Origin of the sequence: Virgibacillus proomii (assembly GCF_900162615.1) — a bacterium.
GTDB lineage: Bacteria > Bacillota > Bacilli > Bacillales > Amphibacillaceae > Virgibacillus > Virgibacillus proomii.
In genome coordinates, this window is record NZ_FUFN01000008.1 from 17,724 (window position 1) to 29,586 (window position 11,863).

Here is an 11,863-nt window from a genome sequence, read left to right on the forward strand (position 1 = left end):
TTAAACAGTTTAAATCTGCCTGCTTTTAATCATTTTTTAGTAAGGGATCTTAACTCATCCACTTTATCCGTTTTTTCCCACGGAAATGAATGATCTGTACGTCCAAAATGTCCATACGCAGCTGTGTCTTTAAATATTGGCTTTTGTAAATCAAGCATTCGTATAATTCCAGCCGGACGCAGATCAAATAATTTTCTTACCGCGTTTACTAGTTTTTCTTCACTTACCTTCCCTGTCCCGAATGTGTTAATTGAAATGGAAACAGGCTCTGCAACGCCAATTGCATAAGCAAGCTGTACTTCACACGTTTTTGCTATATCAGCTGCAACAATGTTTTTCGCTACATATCTGGCGGCATATGCAGCAGATCGATCTACTTTTGTTGCATCTTTTCCACTAAATGCACCGCCGCCATGTCTAGCGTACCCTCCATAAGTGTCAACAATGATCTTACGTCCAGTTAGGCCGGCATCCCCTTGGGGACCGCCAATAACAAAACGACCGGTTGGATTAATAAAGTATTTCGTTTTTTCATCTAAAAGATGAGTTGGTACTACTGGTCGAATAACATGTTCAATTAAATCTTTTTCAATTTGCTCCGGTGTAATATCCTGATGATGTTGGGCAGAAATAACGATCGTATCAATCCGTACAGGCTCATCATTTTCACCATACTCGATGGTCACCTGTGTCTTTCCGTCTGGTCGCAAGTAAGCCAGCATTTTATCTTTTCGAACATCGGCCAGGCGCTTTGCTAATTTATGGGCTAACGAAATCGGAAGAGGCATTAATTCCTCTGTTTCATCACAAGCAAATCCAAACATTAGCCCTTGGTCCCCAGCACCAATAGCATCGATTTCCTCTTCACTCATTTTTCCTTGACGTGCCTCCAAAGCCGTATTAACACCACCGGCAATATCAGGAGATTGCTCATCAATAGCTGTTAAGACTGCACATGTTTCTGCATCAAATCCAAACTTGGCGCGTGTATAACCAATTTCTTTAATGGTTTTTCGGACAATTGCTGGTATATCTACATAGGTTGTTGTTGAAATCTCCCCTGCTACGAGCACAAGTCCAGTTGTTACTGCCGTCTCACAAGCAACTCGAGCGTAAGGATCAGATTTTAATATTTCATCTAAAATTGCATCTGAAATTTGATCAGCTATTTTGTCAGGATGTCCTTCTGTTACAGATTCAGAAGTAAATAAACGTCGATTAGTAGCCATATTGCTACGTCCTCCTTTAAAATCAAATACGGAACTCTATCTATCATATATGCACATTACTACAATCTGGCTAGTTGCACTTACTTAAAACCTACAAATTAGAGGATATTCAAAAAAGTAGTATGGTCAACATGCTGCTTCCGGAATCATTCATGTAATCTGTAATCAGTTCCATACACTTCGCTACACAATGACACCGTCTCATCGAAGCTTTGATGCGCAAGACGTACTGATGTCAGCATTACAACAGGACGAGAAAAACTTCGGAAGCGACACATCACACACGGATAAAAAGCGTTTTTCTTTTTCAAGGACAGAGTACGCTACGGTAGCAATACACCGCACGCAGAAAAAGTGTACTTCTTTTTCAAGCATGTCGCCCCAAACGAATCGCAGATTTAGGAGCCGTTTTTCTCATAAAGCTGCAAAATGATAAGCAGATCTTTGAAATGAGAAAAATATAGCTCCTTACATCCGAAATAAAGAAAATATGCCTATACCTCTAAAACAAGGGGTATGCCGACACCAGAGCAGTAAGCCCATTTTCATCGACCTTCCTTTAGATTCGTGCCGACGTTGACTTATCGTACGAAGAAGATTAAAGTTTATTAGCATGAGCGATGGAGCTAGACGAATAAACTTTTCAAAACAAGTTATCCACATTGTAGAATTTTATGATTTCCTAGACAATAAAAAAACCTTTCCTACTGTTGATGAGGAAAGGGTCACTGGCCTCTTTCTCTCTTATTGTTCAAGGAAAAAAGTCCTTGCATCAGGTTAGCACCTTTTCACTAAATGTGATGGTTGCTGGGCTTCCTCGGGTCTGTCCCTCCACCAACTCTGAATAAGAGTATCCGTTCCAAATCAGCTTATCGAAAGAAGCATACGATGTCAACTATTTTCACCGTATTTACCGATGTTTTTTCCATATAATAAAATCATAACTAACAAATGACTGGATCAATTATGAAATTAAGATTTTTTTAAAATTGAACAACATTAGTATGGACTATTCGAATAAATGTGTTATACTAATAAACATATTAAAGATATCGAAGTCGTTCTAAAAAAGAACGTGAATACAATTTGACTTAAAAGGCAGGTATTTATAATGAAAATGGTAGAAAAGTCGTTTGTCACCGAGTTATACAAACATTCAAATTTACACGCAAATTTATCTGTACCGTTGCTTGTTGAAAAAGTTCTCGCCAGAAAAGAAGGGAAATTATCAGCCACAGGTGCTGTGCAAGCAACTACAGGAGCGTATACCGGTCGTTCTCCAAAAGATAAATTTGTTGTCAAAGATGAGATTAGTGAAAACTATGTAGATTGGGGATCCGTTAATCGCTCTATTGAGGAATCCACTTTTAATAAGCTTTACGAAAAAGTCGTTCATTATTTACTAAATAAACAGGAAATATTCCAATTCAAAGGCTTTGCGGGAGCAGATCATGAATACCGACTGCCAATACAAGTCATCAATGAGTTTGCTTGGCATAATTTATTTGCCCGTCAATTATTTATTACTCCAACAGAGGAAGAACTTCAGACACATGAGCCGGAATTTACAGTTTTATCTGCACCAACTTTTAAAGCCGATCCAGAAGTGGATGGTACGAACTCAGAAGCCTTTATTCTTGTTTCATTAAAACAACGAATTATTTTAATTGGTGGAACAGAGTATGCTGGTGAAATTAAAAAGTCAATCTTTTCAATAATGAACTTTTTACTTCCACAGCAGAATGTACTATCCATGCACTGCTCTGCCAATGTAGGAAAAGAAGGAGACGTCGCTTTATTTTTCGGTCTTTCAGGAACAGGGAAGACAACATTATCAGCAGATCCTTACCGCCGTTTAATTGGTGATGATGAGCACGGTTGGGGGCCAAATGGTGTGTTCAACATTGAAGGTGGGTGTTATGCAAAATGCATTAACTTATCTCAAGATAAAGAGCCACAAATCTATGATGCCATCCGATTTGGTTCCGTATTGGAAAATGTTGTGCTTCATGAAGATACAAGATCTCCGGATTATGATGACACAAGTTTAACTGAAAACACACGTGCAGCATATCCGTTAGAAAACATTGACAATATTGCAATACCAAGTATCGCTGGACATCCGAATACAATTATCTTTCTAACTGCTGATGCTTCCGGAACACTTCCCCCAATCAGTAAATTAACGAAAGAACAAGCGATGTATCACTTTTTAAGTGGTTATACGAGTAAGCTTGCAGGTACAGAAAGAGGAGTTACCGAACCACAAGCAACTTTCTCAGCTTGTTTTGGCGCACCATTTTTGCCATTAGCTCCTTCCAAATATGCAGAAATGCTAGGAGAAAAAATTGATGCATATCAATCCAATGTATTTCTTGTTAACACTGGATGGACTGGCGGCCCATATGGTGTAGGAAAACGCATGAAGCTTTCCTATACTCGTGCTATGATTCATGCTGCTTTAGAAGGGGAGCTAAATGGGACAGAAACAACGAAAGATGACATCTTTGGGTTGCAAATTCCGATGCATGTACCCGGAGTTCCTGATGAAGTGTTAATTCCGAAAAACACATGGCAAGATAAAGCAGCTTATGAGAAAACAGCACAAGAGCTTGCCATGAAGTTTCATAATAACTTTAAGAAATTCACCAAAGCAGACGAAGATATCGTCAACGCTGGCCCGGCATACCGGGGTTAAAAATTGTTTCCTCATCCCAAAAGGAATTTTTATATAAAAGCTAATACTGCAGTTTTTCTGCAAGCCGATCTCGTAAATCTTCGAGATCGGCTTTTTTTGTACTATAGGAAAGCATAAAACTTTAGGCTTACTATAAGCTTTAGCCATAAAGACTTGGCGATAAGCCAAGTTTTTCTAAGCGCAACGCTATAAATACGTACTGGCATTCACACATTTTTATCTCTATTCATAAACTGTTTTGACATATTATTTTAAAGAAAGGAGCACATAAAGAATGAAAAGAAATTTATTCATTCTGCTATTAGGAGTACTTTTATTTATAGCAGGTTGTAACACGAATGATGAAACTTCTTCTATTCGATTAGCAGAAGTAACTCGTTCACTATTTTACGCTCCACAATATGTTGCTCTGGAAAAAGGATTTTTTGAAGAAGAGGGATTAAATGTCGAATTACAAACCACTTGGGGTGGAGATAAAACAATGACCACTTTGTTATCAGATGGTGCTGATATCGCTCTAGTTGGTGCTGAAACATCCATTTATGTATTTGCTCAAGATTCCAAAGAAATCGCAATAAACTTTGCTCAATTAACACAAACAGATGGTACATTCTTAGTTGCGAAAGAAAAGCAACCGAACTTCTCTTGGGAGGATATCAAAGGTACTACCTTTTTAGGACAGCGAAAAGGTGGAATGCCACAAATGGTAGGCGAGTATGTACTGAAGCAAAACGGTATTGATCCACATATCGATTTAAATTTACAGCAAAATATCGAATTTGCCAATATTCCAGGAGCATTCGCTTCAAGCGATGCAGCGTATGTTCAATTGTTTGAACCAACCGCCAGTATATTTGAAAAGGAAGGGAAAGGACATATTGTTGCATCTTTTGGTGAAGAATCCGGAACCGTTCCCTATACTGTTTTCATGGCAAAGCAAAACTATATAAATAAAAATGACACAGAAATAAAAAAATTCACTAAAGCTTTATATCGAGCTCAACAATGGGTAGAGGAGCATTCTGCAGAAGAAATAGCTAAAGTAATCCACCCATATTTTGAAGATACAGATTTAGATATTCTTACTGCTTCCGTTGATCGGTATAAAAGCCAAGGTTCTTTTGCAACAGACCCCGTATTAGATAAAGATGAATGGAATAGTCTAAAAGCTATTATGAAAGAGGCTGGTGAACTTCCTGTAGACGCAGATTATGAAGAGTTAGTAAATACAACGTTTGCTGAAGACGTTTTAAATGATTAAGGAGGAGGAACAATGTCATTTTTAACCTTAGAAAAAATAACGCATCATTATTTTTCAGAACAGGGCTTTACTAAAGCATTAGATAATGTATCCTTTTCCATTGAAGAGGGAGAATTTATATCGTTATTAGGACCAAGCGGCTGCGGTAAATCAACTATACTATCGATCATTGCCGGTATAATAAAACCCACGGAAGGTAAGGTAAAGTTAGAGCAGCAAATGATTGACTTGCCCTCTTCGGAAATTGGTTACATGCTGCAACAAGATTATTTATTTCCGTGGAAAACAATTTTAGATAATGTACTTTTGGGACCAAAAATACGCAAAACATTATCCCATGATGTACAAGAAAAAGCTTTATCTTTATTACATGAGGTTGGACTAAAAAATGTAGTCACTAAGTACCCGCCTTCCCTCTCCGGAGGAATGCGCCAACGAGCCGCCCTTGTAAGAACACTAATCAACCATCCAAAAATTTTATTATTCGATGAACCTTTTTCAGCTTTAGATTATCAAACCAAATTAAAGTTAGAGGAACTCGTCTCAACATTACTAAAAAGCTACAAAAAAACAACGGTACTTGTTACCCATGACATTAGTGAAGCAATCGCTATGAGTGATCGAATTTTAGTAATGGGTACGAATCCAGGAACCATTTCAAAAGTGTTTGAAGTTCCTATTGAGATAAGACAGGAAGGACCACTCTTTGCAAGACGCCATCCAAAATTTGAAATTCTATTCGATAAAGTATGGAATGAACTGGACAGTCGAGAAGGGAATTTCCCAAAAAAGGAGGCGATGACAAATAATGAAGTATAAAAAAACAGATGAACAATTTTTTCAGCACTATTTGCGTAGTGTAAAACGAGAAAGAAAAATAGTATATATATGGCAAATTGGTATACTTATCAGCTTTATTATTCTTTGGGAACTGGCCAGTCGATTGTATTGGATTGATCCATTGCTATTTAGTTCACCGACAACAATCTATAAGGTAATTGTTGAAAAAATTTACGATGGCTCTTTGTTATCTCATATGCAAGTAACTCTATTAGAAACAGTCGCCGGCTTCGTAATTGGAACGGTTGCAGGTACTTTCCTTGCCGTTTCATTATGGTTTTCTAATCGACTATCAAATATCCTTGATCCTTACCTTGTTATTATGAATGCCATGCCAAAGGTGGCATTAGGTCCAATTATTATCGTTGCCCTAGGACCTGGATATATTTCAATCATTGCAATGGGGGCAATCATTTCTGTTATCATTACAACATTAGTTGTCTACTCTGCCTTTAATGAAGTCGACCCAAATTACGGAACAGTGTTAAAAAGCTTTGGAGCAAGCAAACGGCAAATGTTTCAACACGCTATTTTTCCTGCCACACTGCCAACCATGATTTCTACGTTAAAAGTAAATGTTGGGCTTTCTTGGGTAGGTGTAATAGTTGGAGAGTTTCTCGTCTCTAAACAAGGATTAGGTTATTTAATTATCTATGGTTTTCAAGTATTTGACTTTTCACTCGTAATGACGAGTTTAGTACTAATTGCGATCTTTGCAGCTGTGATGTATAAGCTTGTTGAGCGGTTGGAGCGCTGGATAATTAAACATTCCAGTTCGTTTTAATGAATTTGAGGCTTCCATTAACGCTGATAATTGATGGAAGCCTCTTTTATTTATCCTAATGATGAGCGAGTATCAAAACTATACCCTCATCAATGACAATTAGACGAATTTAGAATACCTTCTAAATGACACTTAATGTTTCATCTCTTATATCACTTATAAACATACACCCAGGAGCATGTGTAATCATCACGGATGGTTTACTTTGCATAGCAACTGCTTGCGGCGTTACACCACATGCCCAAAAAACAGGGATTTCCCCTTCTTTTATAGTAACTGCATCTCCAAAGTCAGGGGTTGAAAGATCTTGTATACCGATTTCACTAGGGTCACCAAAATGAACTGGTGCTCCATGAACAGCTGGATATCTAGAAGTAATTTGCACCGCACGAATCGCATCGTTATTAGTCATAGGTCGCATACTTACAACCATTGGTCCACTAAATATTCCTGCTTCTTCGCAAGGAATATTTGTTTTATACATAGGTACATTGCAATTTTCTTCAATATGTCTTATCGAAATACCATCATTTAATAGCGAAGTTTCGAACGTAAAACTGCATCCTAATAAAAAAGCCACCATATCTTCTTCCCAATACGCTGTTATATCTGTCACCTCTTCCATGAATGATCCGTTTTTATAGATACGATACTTCGGGATGTCTAATCGAATATCAGCGTTTTCTGCTATTTGTTTTGGCTCGTAGGAACCAATATCCGTCACATTCAATATTGGACATGGCTTGGGGTTACGTTGACAGAATAATAAAAAATCAAATGCGTACTCTTTTTTTAGAACTACTAAATTAGCCTGAGCAAAGCCTCCTGCCATTCCTGCAGTCGACCCCGATATTTGCTTCTCTCTAATTAGCATTCTCACTTCTGATCCACTTAACCTGGCTGTGTTTTCCATAATCGTTCCTCCGCTTCATCCAGTTTCATTTATCCTAAAAGCTTGGGAATTTGCTCTAACACTGTTAAAATAGCCAAATAGCTCATTCCCAGTACAACAATTACTCCTGCTATCGTTAACCAAAGCGGTTGCTTATAGTCACCTACAACATCTTTTTTATAAGCTCCTATTAAAATCGTTCCTAAAGCAAGTGGTAAAACAAGTGCATTTAACGCTCCTGCTAAAATTAATACATTTACCGGTTTTCCTATTAAGGCAAACGTACCTGATGATACAATTATAAATAAAATAATCACTATATTTTGATATTTCTCAATGATTGGGTGCAATGTCCGAATAAAAGAAACCGATGTATACGCTGCTCCTACCACAGAAGTAATTGATGCAGCCCACATAATCACACCGAAAATTCGATACCCAACATTACCTGCAGCTAACTCAAAAACGGAGGCTGCCGGATTTCCAGAATCAATTGCTAGTCCCTGGGAGACAACACCTAACACTGCTAAAAAAAGCGCTACACGCATCACTCCTGCTACAACGATCCCAGTAACAGAGCTTTTTGTCACTTCGGGAAGAGAATGAGCTCCTTTTATACCTGCATCTAATAAACGATGCCCACCAGCAAATGTAATATATCCGCCAACAGAACCTCCTACAAGCGTAACGATAGCAAATATATCAATCGTTTCAGGTTTAAATGTATTAATTACAGCATCTCCTACTGGAGGAGAGGTTGTAAAAGCAACATATAACATAAGCAGAATCATAATTCCACCAGCAATTTGGGTTAGTTTATCCATCACATGACCAGCTTCTTTAATAAGAAAAATCATGATCGCAAAAATTGAACTAATGACAGCACCTACAACTGGATGAAGTCCTAGCATAGCATTTAAACCAAGTCCAGCCCCAGCGACATTACCAATATTAAAAGCCAGACCACCAATAACTATTAAAATAGATAATAAAAGCCCAAGACCTGGTAATACTTTATCCGCAATTTCGTGTCCACGTAATCCCGATACCGCAATAATTCGCCATACATTTACTTGGACAAAAACATCTAGAATTAGCGAGATCAGAATAACAAAAGCAAAACTAGCTGCTAATTGTTGGGTGAAAACAGTTGTTTGGGTTAAAAAACCCGGTCCAATTGACGAGGTAGCCATTAAAAAAGCTGCCCCAAGCAGTACACTTCTTGTCTTCATTTTTGGCGTTTCTGGCGTTTCTATAGTTAAATCTATTATTTGTGTCTTTTCCTTCATTCCAAATCACACCTTTTCAGTTTTTTAGGATTAATAGGAATACTTTGAATTATCCAGATCATCTTTTTCCATCTAAATTAATAGAAATGAAACTTTATATAACAAAAAATAGTGAAATTTACATCCATGAGCTGGTTCATTGTTATCCCCTTTTTTGTTTACTTAAGATATTAGGCTGGGGATTACTACAAAAAATGAGGTATATTATTGAGGTGAGATCATTACCATATATTGAACGAAGTGAGAAGTCAAATGAAGCAACTTTAATATACATTTTAGTTTTCTATGACCATTTTAATTGAACCAATACACTTCTTAATGGCTGACAGCTGTTAGTTAATTAAACTTTTAAACCTCTCCTGTATGTGACTTGCACCGAAATAAGTGCCTTTCTTCTGTTAATGTAAATCAGATGTTGACGATTTTAACATCTCTTTCAAATTTTAGCAAAACCGGTTTCGTCAAAAACGACAGAATAGGGTTCAACTTTTGAACGTGTGTAAAAATATTAAAATCGCTTTAATTGTTTAGCAAGGTAACTTTCAGCCCTTCTTTTATACGAATATCTTTTTGTTGTCAAATCATTGCCAATCATTCCTTTATTCAGAACTTAGACACTTATTTAAATAAAAAAGTAAGAATATTTTATCATATAACTAATAGTTTGTGAAGTGTTTAACAAATAGTAAGCGTTTGAATATAGGAAACCTTATTCCGTTGGGCTTTCTTAAGTGAAACAAAACTCAAGTTGCAATCTAAACTTCTCCGTGCAAGAACAATAGTTTAATTGCTCTTTAGCAAAAGTTTGTTACGGTTTGAGCGCTTATGCTAAGAGATTGTCCATATAGAAACGGATATCATTTCCTGAACAGCAAAAAATACGCAAATAAAACATTTGCGTATTTTTGACTCAAAAATTATAAGACATACTCTTTTTTAAAAATACTTCTCAATATATGTCATGCAGTGCTCTAACACTCCATCTTTCATCATAAAACTATAATCATTTCGATATTTGATATTAGCAGGAAGTTCAGCTAATAAAACCGGGCCTTCAGTCTCGTAATAAGTATTCTGATATTTCAATGCTTGAATCGAAGCAAAGTAGATGTTTTTTATTACATTCTCTGTTTTACCAGAAACAAAGTATTGTCCAATATAATAAATTTTATCAACCACTGCTCCTGTTTCTTCTTTGACTTCACGAATAGCAGCTTGTTTGGCTGTTTCCCCTTTTTCTACTTTTCCACCCGGAAATTCAAGTCCTCTTTCTTTATGTTTGGTTAATAGCCATTTTTGTTGATACTTACATATCACCCAAACATGAAGAGGTTTTTTAGAAAAGGGTTGATGTTTAAAGGATAATTTAACTTCGTTGTTATAGTAATCTTTAAAAGTGTACATTTCATTTCAACGCCTTTTCCTAAACTTCATTTAACTATGATGGATATTTGTAATTCTCCACTGATCGGTAAAGGTAAATTCGATTTCAATCGTGTAATTTCCATAAATATCGGATTTATTTTTTTGCTTTATCTTAACCTTATTATCCGACTCCTTAACAACCTCGTATGGCTTATCCTGTTTAAACCAAGGTGGCGCACTTGTAGGTCGAAGGTATAATCCATCCTCTTTTTCCTTATAATAATACTCTACGTAAGGTTCAGCAACTTTTTGATAAGATATTGTGTTAAATTTTTGGTATAAATCCCCTTTTGTTTGGTAATTTTCGACTCGATATTTAGCATCAACTGGTTGCAGAAGGATATTTATAAACTGGTGTGATAATTTAATTATTTCCTCATGACTCAGATCTTTTACCTCTGTTTGGTCGTTAGGTTCCGGGCCTTTTATTTGCTCATTATTTGCAGCTGCCGGTGTAGTTGTCTTTATGGTAAAAAATAAAAAAGCCAATATAACTGAACTAATAGCCACGACATTGAATAGAAAAAAGCGTTTATTTTTCATAGTAAGCCTCCCGTGGATACTTATTTACTAGTCTATTCCTGTTAGCCGAAAATTATAAACATCTATGCACAAATTTATCCTTTTATGATGTTCCCACAAAATCTCAATAAGTAATCCACTCGTTTTATAGAAGCCTACTAATTTTAAAACAAAAAACGATTTAGCAGCATGGGCAACCTTTATCTCACCTCATTTGCTATTGCTTTTATAATTTTTACTACCACTCAAGCTTTAATAATGTGTATATAAAGGGCATTTTTGTCAAAATAACCTTTTTAGGGAGAACTTCGCCTTTTATTTTCATATATCATTTAAAATTCCCATCTGTTTTATATGAGCTTTTGTTTGTTCATCTCCCAATTCATACACCACTTTATATGCTTTTGCTAAGTTGCTGTCATATTCATCATTTGACTGGTCATTATGGTAAGGTACAGCTGGAATATGAGCTCGAAAAAAAGTTCTAATACCAGCGTCATTTACTTCATTAAACGTATCCCTTAATAAGATGATATCATCATCCGTAGCATAAATAACAAACTCTGCATTATTTCCATACTTTTCTTTTGATATTTCGCCCGACCCCATATGGATATAATACTTTTGTTTTTCCATTTCAAACACCTCCTATAGCCTAGTGTTCCATTATTCCGATAAAGCATGTATCAACCCTAGCTCGTATTATTTTTCTGATACGGAGATTGCCTTGGTGTGTCTATATAAAAATATAAATGTTATGTAAAATTCGTGTTTCTGACTTTATAACATGGTGACACCAGAACTAAAAAGCAAGCGCATGGTTAGCGATTTACAAACTAGAGATCTTTAAGGCAACTTCATTTCGTGAAACGTTTTTCCCAAGAAATATCAGTACCCCAAGGGGATAACCACCTAAAGGCCTC

General features: G+C 36.5%; 10 protein-coding genes and 1 riboswitch. Of the genes, 4 read left to right on the forward strand and 6 right to left on the reverse strand.

Going from position 1 to position 11,863, the window contains the following annotated elements; genetic code table 11:
* Positions 1–29 precede the first annotated feature (29 nt).
* Entirely contained in the window at positions 30–1,229 is a 1,200-nt protein-coding gene (metK, locus tag BN1066_RS01045; RefSeq protein ID WP_077317665.1) for a methionine adenosyltransferase, read from the reverse strand.
* 741 nt (positions 1,230–1,970) lie between these two features.
* A riboswitch (SAM riboswitch) is annotated at positions 1,971–2,080 on the reverse strand.
* A 260-nt stretch (positions 2,081–2,340) separates the two neighbouring features.
* On the opposite strand from metK, the gene pckA reads away from it, so the two are divergent.
* From pckA to BN1066_RS01065, 4 genes are all read left to right on the forward strand, one after another.
* Complete coding sequence (gene pckA, locus BN1066_RS01050) at positions 2,341–3,927, forward strand: phosphoenolpyruvate carboxykinase (ATP) (RefSeq protein WP_077317666.1); 1,587 nt, start codon at positions 2,341–2,343, stop codon at positions 3,925–3,927.
* 274 nt (positions 3,928–4,201) lie between these two features.
* Complete coding sequence (locus BN1066_RS01055; protein WP_077317667.1) at positions 4,202–5,188, forward strand: ABC transporter substrate-binding protein; 987 nt, start codon at positions 4,202–4,204, stop codon at positions 5,186–5,188.
* A 12-nt stretch (positions 5,189–5,200) separates the two neighbouring features.
* Positions 5,201–6,007 (forward strand): ABC transporter ATP-binding protein, encoded by an 807-nt coding sequence (locus tag BN1066_RS01060; RefSeq protein WP_077317668.1) that lies wholly within the window; start codon positions 5,201–5,203, stop codon positions 6,005–6,007.
* Entirely contained in the window at positions 5,997–6,812 is an 816-nt protein-coding gene (locus BN1066_RS01065; protein ID WP_077317670.1) for an ABC transporter permease, read from the forward strand. Before BN1066_RS01060 ends, BN1066_RS01065 begins: the two co-directional genes overlap by 11 nt.
* A gap of 121 nt (positions 6,813–6,933) precedes the next feature.
* On the opposite strand, the gene BN1066_RS01070 is transcribed toward BN1066_RS01065, so the two are convergent.
* The 5 genes from BN1066_RS01070 to BN1066_RS01090 form a co-directional block, all read right to left on the reverse strand.
* The gene (locus BN1066_RS01070) at positions 6,934–7,725 is read right to left on the reverse strand and encodes a putative hydro-lyase (RefSeq protein ID WP_077317672.1); all 792 of its coding nucleotides are present in this window, start codon (positions 7,723–7,725) and stop codon (positions 6,934–6,936) included.
* A 29-nt stretch (positions 7,726–7,754) separates the two neighbouring features.
* Positions 7,755–8,936, reverse strand: a complete 1,182-nt coding sequence (locus tag BN1066_RS01075; RefSeq protein WP_245799673.1) for an NRAMP family divalent metal transporter — start codon at positions 8,934–8,936, stop codon at positions 7,755–7,757.
* Positions 8,937–9,929: 993 nt separating this feature from the next.
* Positions 9,930–10,397 (reverse strand): RNA deprotection pyrophosphohydrolase, encoded by a 468-nt coding sequence (gene ytkD / locus BN1066_RS01080; protein WP_077317676.1) that lies wholly within the window; start codon positions 10,395–10,397, stop codon positions 9,930–9,932.
* 30 nt (positions 10,398–10,427) lie between these two features.
* On the reverse strand, positions 10,428–10,961 hold the full coding sequence (locus BN1066_RS01085; RefSeq protein ID WP_077317677.1) for a hypothetical protein: 534 nt from the start codon (positions 10,959–10,961) through the stop codon (positions 10,428–10,430).
* 300 nt (positions 10,962–11,261) lie between these two features.
* Positions 11,262–11,576, reverse strand: coding sequence for a hydrolase (locus BN1066_RS01090; RefSeq protein ID WP_077317678.1), 315 nt, complete (start codon positions 11,574–11,576; stop codon positions 11,262–11,264).
* Positions 11,577–11,863: the final 287 nt, after the last annotated feature.

Excerpts from the sequence above, each read along its gene's own strand:
- metK (WP_077317665.1), bottom strand. The coding sequence starts at position 1,229 with ATGGCTACTAATCGACGTTTATTTACTTCTGAATCTGTAACAGAAGGA.
- pckA (WP_077317666.1), top strand. The coding sequence starts at position 2,341 with ATGAAAATGGTAGAAAAGTCGTTTGTCACCGAGTTATACAAACATTCA.
- BN1066_RS01055 (WP_077317667.1), top strand. The coding sequence starts at position 4,202 with ATGAAAAGAAATTTATTCATTCTGCTATTAGGAGTACTTTTATTTATA.
- BN1066_RS01060 (WP_077317668.1), top strand. The coding sequence starts at position 5,201 with ATGTCATTTTTAACCTTAGAAAAAATAACGCATCATTATTTTTCAGAA.
- BN1066_RS01065 (WP_077317670.1), top strand. The coding sequence starts at position 5,997 with ATGAAGTATAAAAAAACAGATGAACAATTTTTTCAGCACTATTTGCGT.
- BN1066_RS01070 (WP_077317672.1), bottom strand. The coding sequence starts at position 7,725 with ATGGAAAACACAGCCAGGTTAAGTGGATCAGAAGTGAGAATGCTAATT.
- BN1066_RS01075 (WP_245799673.1), bottom strand. The coding sequence starts at position 8,936 with ATGAAGACAAGAAGTGTACTGCTTGGGGCAGCTTTTTTAATGGCTACC.
- ytkD (WP_077317676.1), bottom strand. The coding sequence starts at position 10,397 with ATGTACACTTTTAAAGATTACTATAACAACGAAGTTAAATTATCCTTT.
- BN1066_RS01085 (WP_077317677.1), bottom strand. The coding sequence starts at position 10,961 with ATGAAAAATAAACGCTTTTTTCTATTCAATGTCGTGGCTATTAGTTCA.
- BN1066_RS01090 (WP_077317678.1), bottom strand. The coding sequence starts at position 11,576 with ATGGAAAAACAAAAGTATTATATCCATATGGGGTCGGGCGAAATATCA.